Below are 14,926 nucleotides of genomic sequence, written 5' to 3'. Positions count from 1 at the left end.
GCCGAGCGCCAAACAGAGGGGCCGCTACGCCAGCCCCCGGCGGGCGACCGCCGGGGGGCGGGTGCCCCGGATCGAGGCGACCATGTCCAGCACCTGGCGGGTCTCCTCGACCTGGTGCACCCGGTAGACCCGGGCCCCCAGCCAGGCCGAGACCGCGGTGGTGGCCAGGGTGCCGAGCAGCCGCTCGTTCACCGGCCGGTCCAGGGTCTCGCCGACGAAGTCCTTGTTGGAGAGCGAGACCAGCACCGGGAAGCCGGTCGCGGTCATCTCCGGCAGCCGCCGGGTGGCCTCCAGCGAGTGCCGGGTGTTCTTGCCGAAGTCGTGTCCCGGGTCGATGATCACCGCGTCCCGGCGGACGCCCAGCTCCACCGCCCGCTCGGCGAGCCCCACGGTGACCCGCAGGATGTCCGCCATCACGTCCTCGTACCCGACCCGGTGCGGCCGGGTGCGCGGCTCGGCGCCGCCCGCGTGGGTGCAGACCAGCCCGGCGTCGTAGCGGGCGGCCACCTCGGCGAGCTTCGGGTCCACCCCGCCCCAGGCGTCGTTCAGCAGGTCCGCGCCCACCTCGCAGACCGCCTCGCCGACCTCGTGCCGCCAGGTGTCCACGCTGATCACCGCGTCGGGGTGGCGCTTGCGCAGCTCGGCCACGAAGGGTACGGTGCGCCGCAGCTCCTCCTCGACCGTGACCTCGTCGCCCGGACCGGCCTTCACCCCGCCGATGTCCAGGATCGCCGCGCCCTCGGCCATCGCGCGGTCGGCGGCGGCGAACGCGGCCTCGTCGGCGAAGGTCGCGCCCTTGTCGAAGAACGAGTCCGGAGTCCGGTTCACGATCGCCATGATCACCAGCTCGTCGTCACCGAATTCCCGCGGTCCCAGGCGCAGTGCCACCGATGTCTCCTCCACAGCTCCTACGGGTGCGATGATGGCCCCCGGCCTCACCAGGACCATGCTGTCATGATCAGCCCGGTTCCCTGGCACCTCGGAGGAGGCCGACCGGGAGTTCGGGAGGACAGCTCGTGTTCTGGGTGATCGTGGTCGCCATGGCCGTGGTGGTCGGCGGCGCCGCGCTGGTGGCGCTCGGCGGGGGCGGCTCGATGCCGGAGGCGGTGCCGGACCGCATCGCCGCGCGGCTGCCGCAGGACCGCCCGCTGAACAAGACGGACGTCGACGACCTGCGGCTGCCGATGGCCGTGCGCGGCTACCGGATGGACGAGGTGGACGACGTCCTGGACCGCCTCGGCGCCGAACTCGCCTACCGCGACTCGCGGATCGCCGAACTGGAGGCCGCCGCCCACCTGCGCGGTGCGGTCGAGGCCACCACCGCCCCCGACCCGGCCGCCGAGCCGCTGCCCGGCCTGGAGTCCTTCGCCCAGGTGGTCGAGCCGGCGGTCACGCTCGCCGAGGAGCCGGCCCCCGAGGACGCGAAGCCGGTGAAGGACCAGTGACCCCCGACGGAGCGGTCCTCGGCGCGGACGGCCTGCGCCGCTGCGGCTGGGGCGACTCCACCGACGACTACCGGGTCTACCACGACACCGAGTGGGGCCGCCCGGTGCACGGCGACGACGCGCTGTTCGAGCGGGTCTGCCTGGAGGCCTTCCAGTCCGGCCTGTCCTGGCTGACCATCCTGCGCCGCCGGGAGGGCTTCCGGGCCGCGTTCGCCGGCTTCGAGATCGGCAAGGTCGCCGAGTTCGGCGAGGCCGACAAGGAGCGGCTGCTCGCCGACACCGGCATCATCCGCAACCGGGCCAAGATCGAGGCGGCGATCGCCAACGCCAGGGCCGCCCGCGACCTGGACGGCGGCCTGGACGCGCTGATCTGGCAGTTCGCCGCCGGCCCGGACCGGCCGACCCCCCGCACACTGGACGAGGTGCCGGCCGTCACCCCCGAGTCGACGGCGCTGGCGAAGGCGCTGAAGAAGGCGGGCTTCCGCTTCGTCGGCCCGACCACCGCCTACGCCCTGATGCAGGCCTGCGGCCTGGTCGACGACCACCTGGCGGACTGCCACGTCCGCACGGGCGGCCCCGAGCGGTAGGTGGACGTCAGCGGCCGACGTACTTCGGCTTCTCCTTGGCGATGAAGGCGCGCACCGCGATCCGGTGGTCCTCGCTCTCCCCGGCCAGGGTCTGCAGCTCGTCCTCCTTGTCGAGCAGTTCGTCCAGCGAGTGCGAAGCGCCGTACGCCAGCGACTCCTTGACGGCGCCGTAGGCCACCGTCGGGCCCTCGGCCAGCTCGCGGGCGAAGACCCGCGCGGTGGCGGCGAGTTCGTCGGCCGGCACGACCTTGGTGGCCAGGCCCAGCTCCATCGCCTCGGCGGCCTTGACCGTCCGGGGCAGCATCAGCAGCTCGGTGGCCTTGGCGTGCCCGACCAACCGGGGCAGCGTCCAGGACGCGCCGGAGTCGGCGGTCAGGCCGATCCCGGTGAAGGCGGTGTTGAAGCCGGCCCGGTCGGAGAGGATCCGGAAGTCGCAGGCGAAGGCGAGCGAGGCGCCCGCGCCGGCCGCCACCCCGCCGACCGCGGCGACGGTCGGCTTGCGCATCCCGGCCAGCGCGCGGGTCAGCGGGTTGTAGTGCTCGGCGACGGTCCGCAGCGCGCCCTCGCCGGTCTCCTCGAACCGCTTCAGCATCGCCAGGTGCTCGTTCAGGTCCTGCCCGACGCAGAACGCCCGCTCGCCCGCGCCGGTCAGCAGCACCGCCCGCACCGCCGGGTCCCCGGCCGCCTCGATCACGGTGTCGCGCAGCGCCACCTTGGTGGCGACGTCCAGGGCGTTCATCGCCTCCGGGCGGTTGATGGTGATGACGGCCAGGCCGCCGTCCAGCTCGTACAGCACGGAATCCGACATCGGCGAGGGCTCCCTAAACGATCGTCGCGTGGGTGGTGGTGCCAGGATGCCGGAGCGCGGGGCGGGCTGGGGAGTGTGAGGTATCGCACCTTCCGGCGGTAGCGGTGACGCCGCCACGCCGGGGCTTATGACGGCAATTGCGGCGGTTGCGGCCGGTCCGGCCGTGGTTGCACCGAGAGTGATGTTGGTCATCAGGCCGTGGCATGCGGGATAATGGCTTCCGATCAATGCGTTCGATACCGGCGGTGGACGGACTGCCGGTGCGTAGCTGAGCGGTTGCAGGAAGGGGAACGAGCATGGCGGCCATGAAGCCGCGGACGGGTGACGGCCCGCTCGAAGTCACCAAAGAGGGGCGGGGCATCATCATGCGCGTTCCGCTCGAAGGCGGCGGACGCCTCGTGGTGGAGCTCACGCCTGACGAGGCCGAAGCCCTGGGCGATGCCCTGATGAAGGTCACCGGCTGACCGCAGCGGGTGCCGCCGTCTCCTGGAGACGTACTGCCGGGCCCGGGTACGACGTCATGTCGGCCCGGGCCCGCGCGCTCTCCGGGGCCCGGGACTACCGTTTGACGGCGCAGAGCAGCCCGTCCGAGACGGGCAGCAGCGCGGGCAGCAGCGCCTCGCTCTCCCGCACGTCCCGGACCAGGTCCCGGACGGCGCCGGTCTGCGGGTCCTGCAGCTCCGGCTCGGCGAGGCGGCCCTCCTGGAAGACCCCCTCGAAGCAGACCATCCCGCCGGGCCGCAGCAGCCGCAGCGACTCCAGCAGGTACTCGCGCGACTCGGCCGGGTCCCCGTCGCAGAACACCAGGTCGTACTGTCCGTCGGCGAGCCGGGGGAGCACCTCCAGCGCCCGCCCCGGTATGAACCGCGAGCGGTTGGCCGCGAACCCGGCCGCCTGGTAGGCCTCGCGGGCCAGCTGCTGGCGCACCGGCTCCGAGTCCACCGTGGTGAGCACGCCGTCCGGCCGCATCCCGCGCAGCAGGTAGACCCCGGACACCCCGGTGCCGGTGCCGATCTCGGCCACCGCCTTGGCGTCCAGCGCCGCGGCCAGCAGCCGCAGGCACGCCCCGCCGCTCGGCCCGATGGCCCGTATGCCGGTGCGCGCGGACTGCGCCCGGGCGTAGGTCAGCACCGCGTCCTCGCCCACGTAGGTGTCGGCGAGGGCCGCGCGCGCGGGCCCGAACTCGCTGATGGCTGCCTCTTTCGGAGCCCCGGGTGGCGGCCCGGTGCCGGGGGATGTCGATATTTCCTGCCACAGATTACTGGCCGGGCGGGAACCGCGTACGGCGGCGGGCCGTTGTCACTGGCGACGGGTGCGCAAGACCTCCCGGGCACTTTTATCCGGGCTTGACGGGTGAGGTGGATATGGTGGTGGCCCTGCTGGGCAGAAGAGCCGACCGAGGAGGTGTGGCCGAGGGCGACGTTCCCGTGCGGCGGCACCCCCGCGGCACCGCGTCGGCCCGTACGCCGAAGCCCGTGATGAACCAGCCTGCGCACTCCGACCTGGACCAGCCCGCCGCCGAGACGTCGGCCGCCGGTACCACCGAGGCCCCTGTCCTCGCGACCTTCGCCGAGGGTCCCGACGCGCAGACCTGGACTCCTCCCACCTGGGAGGAGATCGTCGAGGCCCACAGCGCCCGCGTCTACCGCCTCGCCTACCGGCTGACGGGCAACCAGCACGACGCCGAGGACCTCACCCAGGAGGTCTTCGTCCGGGTGTTCCGTTCGCTGTCCACCTACACCCCCGGCACGTTCGAGGGCTGGCTGCACCGGATCACCACCAACCTGTTCCTGGACATGGTCCGCCGCCGCCAGCGCATCCGCTTCGACGCGCTCGGCGAGGACGCGGCCGAGCGGCTCGCCTCGCGCGAGCCGAGCCCGGCCCAGCACTTCAGCGACACCCACTTCGACGCCGACGTGCAGCAGGCCCTGGACACCCTCGCCCCGGAGTTCCGCGCCGCCGTGGTGCTCTGCGACATCGAGGGCCTGTCCTACGAGGAGATCGCCGCCACGCTGGGCGTCAAGCTCGGCACCGTCCGCAGCCGCATCCACCGCGGCCGCTCCCACCTGCGCGCCGCGCTCAAGCACCGCGCCCCCGGCTCGGCGCCGGGCCGCGAGCGCCGCGGCGGCTCGGAGGAGCCGGTGCCGGTCGGCGCCGTCGCCGAGGTCGCGGCCGCACCGGGCGGGCGCGGACGGAGGCGATCGTGAGCGGAACCAGCCGGTCCGGTCCGGACCGTTCGGATGCGTCCGAACGGTCCTCGACCTGGCGGAGCTGGGCGCTGCCGGGCCGTCGCGGCGCCGGGGATCCGGCGAGCGACGAACCCGGTCACCCCGTGCTGCCCGCCCTCCCGCTGCCCGCCGACACGGCACTGCGCGCGGTGCCCGTACGGCCCGCCGAACCCGCGGTCGAGGAGCACCACCTCGGCGACCGGCTGTCCGCCTTCCTGGACGGCGAACTCGGCCACGACTCCCGCGAGCGGGTCCTGGCCCACCTGGCGACCTGCCCGCAGTGCAAGGCCGAGGCCGACGAGGGCCGGTCCGTCAAGCACCTGCTGACCCGCACCGGCAACCCCGGCCCCTCCTCCGCGCTGATGGCCCGGCTGATGGCCGTCGGCAACCTGCCGGAGGACGCCCCGGCGGACGCCGGCCGGCCGCCCCGGCGCGGCCGCGACGACGACGACCTGCCCGGCGGCGGGATCCCCGCCGCCGGCACCTTCGGCGGCAGCCGGCTCACCGGCGGCTCCTTCGGCCGCGGCGCCGGCGCCTCCTTCGGCGCGGGCGCGCTCGGCGCCGACACCCCGGTGCCCGGGGTCGACCCGCGCGCCTTCGGCCGCGGTTCGGTGCTGCGACCGCTGATGGGGCGGCGCACCACCCGCCCCGAGCCCGCCGCCCGGCCGCAGCCCGCCGTGGCCGCCGTCCGCCCCCCGGCGGCGCGCGGGCGCCGGCTGGTGTTCGCCGCCGCGGGTGCCTTCTCGGTCGCCGCGGTGACCCTCGGCGGCGTCGGCGGCCTCACCCAGGGCGAGGAGCAGCACGGCACCACGGTCAGCCCGGTCGGCGGCAGCGGCACCAGCGACCGCACCGGCCTGGTCCCGATGACCGCGCAGGTCCCGGTGGACTTCCCGGCCCGCCCGGTGGCCGCCACCCGGGACTCGAACCCGCCGTCGTCCCCCGAGCGCTTCCCGGGAAACATCGCGGCCCTGCGCCAGCAGCTCCCCTAGCGATCCCTTCCCCGCCCGGCCACCGGCTGGTCTTTACCACGGCTTCATCCCGCTGTGGACCATGGACCCGCCGGTGGCCATTACCCTGTAGGAACCGTCGTCCGACGAGCTAGGGAGCAAAGGTTGTTCAGCGATGTAGGCGGGCTGGAGATCCTGACCCTGATCGTGATGGCGATCATCATCTTCGGCCCCGACAAGCTGCCGAAGCTGATCCAGGACACCATGAGCTTCATCCGGAAGGTCCGTTCCTTCGCCGACAACGCGAAGGAGGACATCCGCAGCGAGCTGGGCCCGGAGTTCAAGGACTTCGAGTTCGAGGACCTCAACCCCAAGACCTTCGTCCGCAAGCAGCTCATGGGCGACCAGCAGGACCCGCTGGGCCTGAAGGACATGAAGGAGTCGCTCGACATCCGCTCCGTCCTGGACGACAAGCCCGCGGTGGCGGTCAACGGCCGCGCGGGCAGCGTGGGTTTCGACAAGCCGGCCCCGGCGCCCGCCTCCACCGGCGCCCCGCTGCAGCCCGGCGAGCGGCCCCCGTTCGACCCCGACGCCACCTGAGCGCACGACGCGTGGACCCGACGCCACCGCCCCGCCCGGCCGCCCGGCTGAGCGGGGCGGTGGCGTGCGCGCCGCTATTGTGCTGATTGTTCCCGCTGAGCCGTCCGTCACATCCGCGTCCGCGCGGACCAGGAACGGCCCCCGGGAACGCCGAGGTGCGCCACCATGGGAGCGCGCCACGGCAGGCACACGTGCGGTTGAGGAGGCCCGGGGATGGACGCGACGAGTCAGGCGGGAGGGGCGACGGCCACGGCCGGCGGCCCGGTGGTCGGCGGGCAGGCCGGCCCGGCGGACCCCCTGCTGCCCTACCTGTCCGCCGACTTCCCCTGGTACGGCCTGGACGACGGCTGGACCGGCCGCCGCTTCCTGATGCAGGCGGGCGCCGGCGGCCCCCGCGGCGGCTCGGCCGGCGTCGACTACGGCACCCTCGGCCACGGCGACGAGCCGGCCAAGCAGTTCGAGCCGCGCGACGTGCGGAAGTTCGCCGTCGTGGTCACCATGGCCCGCCGGGACAGCCGCCGCAGCGCCGACAACACCGGCACGCTGGAGGCGACCTCCGTCTCCTCCGCCGCCTGGCTGGCCGGCTCCGGCCTGCTCGCCGCGACCTGGCCCGGCCAGCTGGACCGGGCGCTGCGCCAGGACTGGCTGGACCAGCAGAGCAACCTCGCCTGGGACCTCGCCGACGACCTGGCCGGCCCCGGCTGGTCCACCCTGAGCCTGCCGGTCAACGGGCTGCCGCAGCCCTTCCGCTACCGCGAGTCCGAGTACGGCTGGGTGCTCGCGGGCGAGGCCCCCGGGGTGCTGCTCGGAGCCTTCGGACGGGGCGTCAGCGCCTACGGCGTCGGCTTCTCGACCGTTCCGGACCTGGGCAGCTACACCCGGCCGTAGGGCCCGACGGACGACGAGGGCCGGGTGGTGTCCCGCACCACCCGGCCCCGTTGTTCGCCCGCTCGCCGGCCAAAGGGGCTCGGGGCGGGTGTTCGCCCGCTCGCCGGCCAAAGGGGCTCGGGGCGGGTGTTCGCCCGCTCGCCGGCCAAAGGGGGCTCGGGGCGGGTGTTCGCCCGCTCGCCGGCCAAAGGGGGTTCGGGGCGGGTGTTCGCCCGCTCGCCGGCCAAAGGGGGCTCGGGGAGGGGTCCAGCTCTCAGAACTTGTTCTTGGGCGTCAGCCCGAGCGACATCCCGGACAGGCCGCGCTGGCGGCCGCCGAGCTTGCCGGCCACGGCGCGCAGGGCGGCGCCGGCCGGGGAGTCGGGGGCGGCGAGCACGACCGGGCGGCCGTCGTCGCCGCCCTCGCGCAGCCGGACGTCGATCGGGATCGAGCCGAGCACCGGCACGGTCGCACCGACGGTGCGGGTGAGCGCGTCCGCGACGGTCTGGCCGCCGCCGGTGCCGAACACGTCGATCATCTCGTCGCAGTGCGGGCACGGCATGCCGGACATGTTCTCGATCACGCCGACGATCTTCTGGTGGGTCTGCACCGCGATGGTGCCGGCCCGCTCGGCCACCTCGGCGGCGGCCATCTGCGGGGTGGTGACGATCAGGATCTCCGCGTTGGGGACCAGCTGGGCCACCGAGATCGCGATGTCGCCGGTGCCGGGCGGCAGGTCCAGCAGCAGCACGTCCAGGTCGCCCCACCACACGTCGGCGAGGAACTGCTGCAGCGCGCGGTGCAGCATCGGGCCGCGCCAGACCACCGGGGCGTTGCCCGGGGTGAACATGCCGATCGAGATGACCTTCACGCCGTTCGCCTGCGGCGGCATGATCATGTCCTGGACCTGGGTCGGCCGGCCCTCGACGCCCAGCATGCGCGGCACGCTGTGGCCGTAGATGTCGGCGTCCACGACGGCGACCTTCAGCCCGTCCGCGGCCATCGCGGCCGCCAGGTTGACCGTCACCGAGGACTTGCCGACGCCGCCCTTGCCGGAGGCGACGGCGTAGACGCGGGTCAGCGTGCCCGGCTTGGCGAACGGGATCTCCCGCTCGGGGGCGCCGCCGCGCAGCAGCTGGGAGAGCTCCTTGCGCTGCTCGTCGCTCATCACGTCGAGCTCGACCTCGACGCCGGTCACGCCGGCGACCCTGCCGACCGCCTCGCGGACCCGGGTGACGATGGTGTCGCGCATCGGACAGCCGGAGACGGTCAGGTAGACCGCGACGCGCACCGCGCCGTCCTCGGCGATCTCGACCGATTTCACCATGCCGATCTCGGTGATCGGGCGGTTGATCTCCGGGTCGTTGACGGTCGCCAGCGCCTGGCGCACGGAGTCCTCCGTGACGCCGGCCGCGACCTCTGTCTCGTTGGCCATGCCTTGATGGTACGGCGCCGGGCGAACTGCTTAACCGGTCGGTAGCGTGCCGCCGGTCACAAGGGCTCGGAGGCGTCCCGCCGTTCGTCGATCTCCTTGAGCAGCGACTGCAGCTCGGAGCGGATGCTGCCCAGCTCGGAAGCGATGAAGGCGCGGGTGGCCACCTCGCCGAGCCCGTGCCGCAGGGCCGCGACCTCGCGGGCCAGGTACTCGGTGTCGGCGATGTTGCGGTCGCTGCGGGCCCGGTCCTGCTCCATGTTGACCCGGTCCCGGTTGTCCTGCCGGTTCTGCGCCAGCAGGATCAGCGGCGCCGCGTACGAGGCCTGCAGCGACAGCGCCAGGGTCAGGAAGATGAACGGGTACTCGTCGAAGCGCGCGGCCGGCGGCAGCAGGGTGTTCCACCCTATCCAGACCACGACGAACACCGTCATCCAGACGATGAACCGCCCGGTGCCGAGGAAGCGGGCGATCCGCTCCGACAGCACGCCGAAGGCCTCGGGGTCGTAGGACGGCAGCGTGATCAGGCCGGGACGGGCGGTGCGCGGCTGGTCGAGCCGGGTGCGGTTGGAGCCGGTGATGGGGGAGGTCTCCAGGCGGTCCCGGTTGCTGCCCTCGCGGGTGCGCAGTTCGCGCAGCTGGCGCAGCTCCCGCAGTTCGCCCTGAAGGCGCCGGCGCGCGGAGTCGCCCGGCCGTCCGTTGCGGTCACCGTCCACCGTGCAGCTCCTCTCCGTCGTCGCCCCCGTTGTGCAGCGCGGCGTCGCGCCAGTCCTCGGGCAGCAGGTGGTCGAGCACGTCGTCTACGGTCACCGCGCCGAGCAGGTGGTCCGCCTCGTCCACGACCGGGGCGGCCACCAGGTTGTACGTCGCCAGGTAGCTGGTGACCAGCGACAGCGGGGTGTCCGGCGGCAGCGCGTCCAGGTCGTCGTCCACCAGCTCGCCGACCAGGACGTACGGGGGCTCGCGCAGCAGCCGCTGGAAGTGCACCGCGCCCAGGTACTTGCCGGTCGGGGTCTCGTTCGGCGGCCGGCAGACATACACCTGGGCGGCCAGCGCGGGCTTGTGGTCGCGGATCCGGATCCGGGCCAGCGCCTCGGCGACCGTCGCGTCCGGCTCCAGGACGATCGGCTCGGTGGTCATCAGACCGCCGGCGGTGTCCTCCTCGTAGGACAGCAGACGGCGGACCGGCGCGGCCTCCTCGGGCTCCATCAGCCCGAGCAGCCGCTCGGCCTCGTCGCCGGGCAGCTCGGAGAGCAGGTCGGCGGCGTCGTCCGGGTCCATCGCCTCGAGGACGTCGGCCGCCCGCTCCTCCTGGAGCTTGCCGATGATCTCGACCTGGTCGTCCTCGGGCAGCTCCTCCAGGACGTCCGCGAGCCGCTCGTCGGGCAGCGCGGCGGCCACCTCGGCGCGGCGCTTGGCGGACAGGTGGTGCATCACGCTGGCGAGGTCGGCCGGGCGCAACTGTTCGAAGGTGGCCAGCAGGTTCGCCGCGCCCTGGTCCTGCTCGGGCAGCGCGAAGCCGGTGACGTCCTGCCAGTCCAGGGTCAGCCGCTCGCCCTTGCCCTTGCGCAGCCGGGTGGCCCGGCCGACCTGGACGAAGACCTTGCTGACCTCCCACTCGCGCAGCCGGGTCTGCACCATGCCGACGTCCAGCACGGTGACGTCCTCACCGGTCTTGGTCCAGGTGACGGTGCGGTCCAGCAGTTCGGCGAGCACCAGGGTCTCGGACGGGCGCTGCTCGAAGCGGCGCAGGTTGATCAGGCCGGTGGTGAGCACCTGGCCGGACTCCAGGCTGGTCACCCTGGTCATCGGCAGGAAGATCCGGCGCCGGCCGACGACCTCGACCACCAGGCCCAGCACCCGCGGCGGGCGGCCGCCCAGGCGCAGCGAGACGACGACGTCCCGGACCCGCCCGACCTGGTCGCCGTTCGGGTCGAAGACCGCGATGGCGGAGAGATGGGAGATGAAGACCCGGGTGCCTGGCCCTGCCATGGACTCCCTCGACTCGCTCGACTCGCTGGACGTGCTGGACTAGCTGGACGTGCTGGAGGCCGTCCGACGTGCGCCGGGGCGCGCGTTCGGCCAAGGCTACCGGTGCGGGGTACGCGAGGCCCGGTGGGGCACGTCAGCGACTGCGGGCGTACGCGGAGCCAATTCTCTCCGACGTTTCGGGCGGGCTTCAGCGGCGCTTGAAGAGCAGTTTGGGCAGCCCGGCCGGGATCGGACGGCGGGTGGTGGCCGGGGTGGGCATCGGCTGGGCGGCGTGCGAGCCGTCCGGCATCGCGCCCGGCCGCTCGGTCAGCGCCCCGACCGGCCGCAGCCGCAGCACCCGGCACTCGCGCGCCCAGCGCTCGGCGATGGCATCGGTGTCGGGTGCGTTCAGCCGCTTGCCCTTGAGCTCCTCGACGGCGCCCAGCCAGGCCTCGCCGTGCGGCGCCAGCTCGACGACCTCGGCGTTCCAGCCGGTCAGCCGACCGCCCTTGTCCTTGCTGCGTACGGTGATCACCGCCCCGGCGCCCGCGGTCAGGCCGTGCAGCGGCTGCTCGGCGCCCCCGCCGACCACCACCACCGCGCCGTCGTGCCAGGCGTGCCAGAGCGGGCGGGCCTCGGCCTCGCCGTCCGCGCGCACCCAGAGCAGCCCGGACTTCTTCGCGGCCTCCTCCAGCAGGGCCTGGTCGAGGAAGTCGTCGGCGGTCGGGGCGGCGGAGTTGCGGTCCATGGCGGACAGCGTACGGCTTTCCGGCCCGCGCCCGTCCGCCGGATGCCCGCGGGCGTCCACGGCCGTCCACCGGACGTCTCAGCCTCCGGGCGACAGTTCCATCGGCGAGCCATGGGCCTTACCGTATGACCGCCCCACCCCCGCGACCAGCGAAGGAGCGCCGTGCCCGCCGCCCGGCCCGCGACCGCCCCCGCCCCCACCACCGCCGCCGACGACCCGCGGCCCGCGCAGCCGCTCCCCACCCTCGACCTGCTGCTGCTCGCCGTCTCGATCGGCGGCATCTCCTTCTCCGGCCCGCTGATCTCCGCCACCGCCGCGCCCGCGCTGGCCATCGCCTTCTGGCGCAACGTCATGTCGGTCGGCGCCCTCGGCCCGTACGCGCTGCTGCGCCACCGCGCCGAACTGCGCGGGATCGGCCGGCGGGCGCTGCTGCTCGCGATCGCCGCCGGGGCGCTGCTCGCGGTGCACTTCGCGCTCTGGATGCCCAGCCTGCGGATGACCTCGGTCGCCTCCGCCACCGCCCTGGTCACCACCACCCCGCTGTGGACGATCCTGCTGATGCGCCTGTTCGGCGTCCGCGCGCCGCGGATGGTCTGGATCGGCACGATCGTCGCCTTCGCCGGCGTGCTGCTGCTGACCGGCGTGGACCTCTCGATGTCCCCGCGCGCGCTGCTCGGCGACGCGCTCGCCCTCGCCGCCGGCCTGGCCGCGGCCGGGTACATGCTGCTGGGCGCCGAGGTCCGCAAGACCGTCAGCACCACCGGGTACACGCTGGTCTGCTACACCACCACGGCGGTCGGCCTGCTGGCGATCTGCCTGGCCACCGGGACGCGGCTGTCCGGCTGGTCGGCCGGGGCCTGGTGGCAGATCGTGCTGCTGATGGTCACCGCACAGCTGCTCGGGCACTCGCTGAGCAACCGGGTGGTGCGCACCCTCGGTCCGTCGCTCACCTCCACCGCGATCCTGCTGGAGACCCCGGGCGCGGCGCTGATCGCCGCCCTCTGGCTCGGCCAGTGGCCCCCGGCGGCCGCCTATCCGGCGGTGGTGCTGATCCTGCTCGGCCTGGTCCTGGTCGCCCGCGGCGGGCGCGGGTAGCGGGCCCGGACGCGCCCTACAGCCAGCCGTTGCGGCGGAAGCCCCGGTACATCCCGATGCAGATCAGCGTGATCGCGCCGAGCACCATCGGATAGCCGTACGCGTGGTGCAGCTCGGGCATGTAGTCGAAGTTCATGCCGTACACGCCGGTGATCATGGTGGGCACCGCGAAGATCGCCGCCCAGGCGGTGATCTTGCGCATGTCCTCGTTCTGCGCCACCGACACCTGCGCCAGGTTCGCCTGCAGCAGCGAGTTCAGCAGCTCGTCGAAGCCGTGCACCTGCTCGGTGACCCGGGCCAGGTGGTCGGCGACGTCCCGGAAGTACTTCTGCATGTCCGGGTCCACCAGCCGCTGCAGCGGCTCGGACAGTTGCTGCATCGGGCGCAGCAGCGGCACCACCGCGCGCTTGAACTCCAGTACCTCGCGCTTGAGTTGGTAAACCCGGCCGACGTCCGCGCTGCGCGCGCCCTTGGCCGAGAAGACGCCGTACTCGATCTCGTCCACGTCGTTCTGCAGCCGGTCGGCGACCAGCAGGTAGTTGTCCACCACGTGGTCGGCGATCGCGTGCAGCACCGCGGCCGGGCCCTTGGCGAGCAGCCCGGCCTCGTCCGCGTCCGCCTCCAGCCGGTGCCGCAGATCCTGCAGCGAGCCGTGGCCGCCGTGCCGCACGGTGATCACGAAGTCCCGCCCGGCGAAGACCATCAGCTCGCCGGTCTCCACCACCTCGCTGGTGGGCGTGAGTTGGTCGTGCTCGACGTAGCGGATGGTCTTGAAGACGGCGAACAGGACGTCGTCGTAGCGCTCCACCTTGGGGCGCTGGTGCGCGTGCACCGCGTCCTCCACCGCGAGCGGGTGCAGGCCGAAGCGCTGGGCGATGCCCTCGAACTCGGCCTCGGTCGGCTCGTGCAGCCCGATCCAGCTGAACGAGCCTGCGGGATCCGGGAGTTGGTGCGCCGCCTTGACCCGGCGGGCGGCCTCGCGCGGGCTGCAGGCCTCGCCGTTGCGCCGGCCGTGCTGGTAGACCGCGCAGTCCACGACCGCCGAGCCGCTGCCCTCCGGCACGGCGTCGTACGGGCCGGCGGCGCCCCGGCGGCGGTTGGTGCGGACGGCGGCACGCAGGCTGTTGATCATCGACATGGCAGGCTCCCTGGGAAGGAGCCGTCGCACGGCGGCGCGGAAGGGACGCGGGCATGGCCGTGGTGCGACGGCGCGGAACACCGGTGAAGGGGATGAGGGTGCTCTCCCGGCCGGTCCGTCCGACGCCGACCCGCGCCCGGGCCACTACGGCTGGATCAGCCGCTACGGCCTGCGAGGCGAGGGGTGCGGGGAAGTCGGGGCCGGGCAGAGCTGCCGGTACTGCATGGTCGGCCGGTATCCACCGCAACCACCTCCTTCGCGCCGCCGCCCCGAGACGTTCGATCCCGGTGGCCAGTCGCTCACCCTAACATCTGACCGAGCATCGGCGCCCCGGGGTTTCCCGGGCCTTCGCCCGTACGCCCCCGCGCGGACGCCACGGCCGCGCGGGTTACGCTCACCGGCATGGCGCACGACTTCCCGTCCTTCGGCGACCCCCACGGCGGCGACTCCCCGGAACTCACCCGGGAGGCGGTGCTGGCCGCCGTCGAGGCCCGGCTGATCTCCACCTTCGGCGAACCGAGCGGACGCGCCGCCGTCACCTTCCTCGGCACCGACCGGATCGAGGTGCTGCGGTTCGGCCCGGACGCCGAGGGCCTGGTCCGCTACGCGACGCTCGGGATGTCCGCCGCCCCGATGGCCGACCCGACCGCGCTGGTCGCCGACCAGCTGCGCGGACCGCGCGCCGAGCTGGTGCTGACGGTGCGCGGCGGACGCGACGGCGTGCTGCGCAGCCTCGCCACCTTCGCCGCGACGCCGCAGGTCGAAGGCCTGGTGGTGGCCCCGGGCGGCTCGCTGGACCTGGGCGCTCCGCTCTGGGACGGCGCCCCCTTCACCTCGGTGCTGGCCGCCGAGCCGGGCGGCCTGGTCGAGGACCTGGAACTGGCCGAGCCCGCCGAGCCGGTGCGCTTCCTGCCGCTGCTGCCGATGACGCCCAACGAGGCGGGTTGGAAGCGGGTGCACGGCGCGGCGGCCCTCCAGGAGCGCTGGCTGAACCAGGGCACCGACCTGCGCGACCCGCAGCGGCGCGGCGTCAAGCTCGACTGACGCTGCGGTCCCGCGC

The 14,926-nt window shown here is 73.8% G+C and carries 17 protein-coding genes; 9 read left to right on the top strand and 8 right to left on the bottom strand.

The window, feature by feature from the left end; all coding sequences use genetic code 11:
- Window positions 1–24: 24 nt before the first annotated feature.
- The gene (folP, locus tag ACWCYO_RS02980; RefSeq protein ID WP_270151021.1) at window positions 25–837 is read right to left on the bottom strand and encodes a dihydropteroate synthase; all 813 of its coding nucleotides are present in this window, start codon (window positions 835–837) and stop codon (window positions 25–27) included.
- 179 nt (window positions 838–1,016) lie between these two features.
- On the opposite strand from folP, the gene ACWCYO_RS02975 reads away from it, so the two are divergent.
- Together ACWCYO_RS02975 and ACWCYO_RS02970 are read left to right on the top strand one after the other, a co-directional pair.
- Window positions 1,017–1,445, top strand: a complete 429-nt coding sequence (locus tag ACWCYO_RS02975; protein WP_270144377.1) for a DivIVA domain-containing protein — start codon at window positions 1,017–1,019, stop codon at window positions 1,443–1,445.
- The gene (locus ACWCYO_RS02970; protein ID WP_449783151.1) at window positions 1,442–2,032 is read left to right on the top strand and encodes a DNA-3-methyladenine glycosylase I; all 591 of its coding nucleotides are present in this window, start codon (window positions 1,442–1,444) and stop codon (window positions 2,030–2,032) included. Before ACWCYO_RS02975 ends, ACWCYO_RS02970 begins: the two co-directional genes overlap by 4 nt.
- 7 nt (window positions 2,033–2,039) lie before the next feature.
- Here ACWCYO_RS02970 and ACWCYO_RS02965 read toward each other — a convergent pair whose 3' ends face one another.
- On the bottom strand, window positions 2,040–2,840 hold the full coding sequence (locus ACWCYO_RS02965; protein ID WP_270144372.1) for an enoyl-CoA hydratase-related protein: 801 nt from the start codon (window positions 2,838–2,840) through the stop codon (window positions 2,040–2,042).
- A gap of 296 nt (window positions 2,841–3,136) precedes the next feature.
- On the opposite strand from ACWCYO_RS02965, the gene ACWCYO_RS02960 reads away from it, so the two are divergent.
- The gene (locus tag ACWCYO_RS02960; protein ID WP_270144370.1) at window positions 3,137–3,304 is read left to right on the top strand and encodes a DUF3117 domain-containing protein; all 168 of its coding nucleotides are present in this window, start codon (window positions 3,137–3,139) and stop codon (window positions 3,302–3,304) included.
- A gap of 94 nt (window positions 3,305–3,398) precedes the next feature.
- On the opposite strand, the gene ACWCYO_RS02955 is transcribed toward ACWCYO_RS02960, so the two are convergent.
- Entirely contained in the window at window positions 3,399–4,031 is a 633-nt protein-coding gene (locus ACWCYO_RS02955; protein WP_207809516.1) for an O-methyltransferase, read from the bottom strand.
- Between the two features lie 287 nt (window positions 4,032–4,318).
- Between ACWCYO_RS02955 and sigE the strand changes: the two genes are divergently transcribed.
- From sigE to ACWCYO_RS02935, 4 genes are all read left to right on the top strand, one after another.
- Window positions 4,319–5,047, top strand: coding sequence for an RNA polymerase sigma factor SigE (gene sigE, locus ACWCYO_RS02950; protein WP_405000809.1), 729 nt, complete (start codon window positions 4,319–4,321; stop codon window positions 5,045–5,047).
- A complete protein-coding gene (locus tag ACWCYO_RS02945; protein ID WP_449783150.1) occupies window positions 5,044–6,057 on the top strand; it encodes an anti-sigma factor family protein in 1,014 nt (337 codons plus the stop codon). Before sigE ends, ACWCYO_RS02945 begins: the two co-directional genes overlap by 4 nt.
- A 123-nt stretch (window positions 6,058–6,180) precedes the next feature.
- Window positions 6,181–6,615: a sec-independent translocase gene (locus ACWCYO_RS02940; RefSeq protein ID WP_270144367.1), complete on the top strand. Its 435-nt coding sequence runs from the start codon at window positions 6,181–6,183 to the stop codon at window positions 6,613–6,615.
- Between the two features lie 213 nt (window positions 6,616–6,828).
- Window positions 6,829–7,503, top strand: coding sequence for a hypothetical protein (locus tag ACWCYO_RS02935; protein WP_270144366.1), 675 nt, complete (start codon window positions 6,829–6,831; stop codon window positions 7,501–7,503).
- Between the two features lie 253 nt (window positions 7,504–7,756).
- Here ACWCYO_RS02935 and ACWCYO_RS02930 read toward each other — a convergent pair whose 3' ends face one another.
- The 4 genes from ACWCYO_RS02930 to ACWCYO_RS02915 all read right to left on the bottom strand — a co-directional run bounded on the left by ACWCYO_RS02930 (window position 7,757) and on the right by ACWCYO_RS02915 (window position 11,633).
- Entirely contained in the window at window positions 7,757–8,917 is a 1,161-nt protein-coding gene (locus tag ACWCYO_RS02930) for an Mrp/NBP35 family ATP-binding protein (protein WP_270144365.1), read from the bottom strand.
- A 56-nt stretch (window positions 8,918–8,973) separates the two neighbouring features.
- Entirely contained in the window at window positions 8,974–9,570 is a 597-nt protein-coding gene (locus tag ACWCYO_RS02925) for a DUF1003 domain-containing protein (protein WP_405000808.1), read from the bottom strand.
- Window positions 9,571–9,619: 49 nt separating this feature from the next.
- Window positions 9,620–10,906: a magnesium transporter MgtE N-terminal domain-containing protein gene (locus ACWCYO_RS02920; protein WP_270144363.1), complete on the bottom strand. Its 1,287-nt coding sequence runs from the start codon at window positions 10,904–10,906 to the stop codon at window positions 9,620–9,622.
- A 187-nt stretch (window positions 10,907–11,093) separates the two neighbouring features.
- On the bottom strand, window positions 11,094–11,633 hold the full coding sequence (locus ACWCYO_RS02915) for a hypothetical protein (RefSeq protein WP_270144360.1): 540 nt from the start codon (window positions 11,631–11,633) through the stop codon (window positions 11,094–11,096).
- Between the two features lie 162 nt (window positions 11,634–11,795).
- Between ACWCYO_RS02915 and ACWCYO_RS02910 the strand changes: the two genes are divergently transcribed.
- Window positions 11,796–12,728: a DMT family transporter gene (locus tag ACWCYO_RS02910; RefSeq protein WP_449783149.1), complete on the top strand. Its 933-nt coding sequence runs from the start codon at window positions 11,796–11,798 to the stop codon at window positions 12,726–12,728.
- 16 nt (window positions 12,729–12,744) lie between these two features.
- Here the strand turns inward: ACWCYO_RS02910 and ACWCYO_RS02905 are convergent, their stop codons facing one another.
- Window positions 12,745–13,866 (bottom strand): magnesium and cobalt transport protein CorA, encoded by a 1,122-nt coding sequence (locus ACWCYO_RS02905; RefSeq protein ID WP_270144357.1) that lies wholly within the window; start codon window positions 13,864–13,866, stop codon window positions 12,745–12,747.
- A 402-nt stretch (window positions 13,867–14,268) separates the two neighbouring features.
- Here ACWCYO_RS02905 and ACWCYO_RS02900 point away from each other — a divergent pair, with 402 nt between their 5' ends.
- Window positions 14,269–14,910, top strand: a complete 642-nt coding sequence (locus ACWCYO_RS02900; protein ID WP_270144355.1) for a suppressor of fused domain protein — start codon at window positions 14,269–14,271, stop codon at window positions 14,908–14,910.
- Window positions 14,911–14,926 lie beyond the last annotated feature (16 nt).

It is taken from the genome of Kitasatospora sp. NPDC001683, assembly GCF_053596495.1.
This window is presented reverse-complemented; position numbering and strand designations above follow the sequence as displayed.

What these genes read in the sequence shown, in the direction of transcription:
- folP (WP_270151021.1), bottom strand. Translation starts at nt 837, where the DNA reads ATGGCGATCGTGAACCGGACTCCGGACTCGTTCTTCGACAAGGGCGCG.
- ACWCYO_RS02965 (WP_270144372.1), bottom strand. Translation starts at nt 2,840, where the DNA reads ATGTCGGATTCCGTGCTGTACGAGCTGGACGGCGGCCTGGCCGTCATC.
- ACWCYO_RS02960 (WP_270144370.1), top strand. Translation starts at nt 3,137, where the DNA reads ATGGCGGCCATGAAGCCGCGGACGGGTGACGGCCCGCTCGAAGTCACC.
- sigE (WP_405000809.1), top strand. Translation starts at nt 4,319, where the DNA reads ATGAACCAGCCTGCGCACTCCGACCTGGACCAGCCCGCCGCCGAGACG.
- ACWCYO_RS02935 (WP_270144366.1), top strand. Translation starts at nt 6,829, where the DNA reads ATGGACGCGACGAGTCAGGCGGGAGGGGCGACGGCCACGGCCGGCGGC.
- ACWCYO_RS02930 (WP_270144365.1), bottom strand. Translation starts at nt 8,917, where the DNA reads ATGGCCAACGAGACAGAGGTCGCGGCCGGCGTCACGGAGGACTCCGTG.
- ACWCYO_RS02920 (WP_270144363.1), bottom strand. Translation starts at nt 10,906, where the DNA reads ATGGCAGGGCCAGGCACCCGGGTCTTCATCTCCCATCTCTCCGCCATC.
- ACWCYO_RS02915 (WP_270144360.1), bottom strand. Translation starts at nt 11,633, where the DNA reads ATGGACCGCAACTCCGCCGCCCCGACCGCCGACGACTTCCTCGACCAG.
- ACWCYO_RS02905 (WP_270144357.1), bottom strand. Translation starts at nt 13,866, where the DNA reads ATGTCGATGATCAACAGCCTGCGTGCCGCCGTCCGCACCAACCGCCGC.
- ACWCYO_RS02900 (WP_270144355.1), top strand. Translation starts at nt 14,269, where the DNA reads ATGGCGCACGACTTCCCGTCCTTCGGCGACCCCCACGGCGGCGACTCC.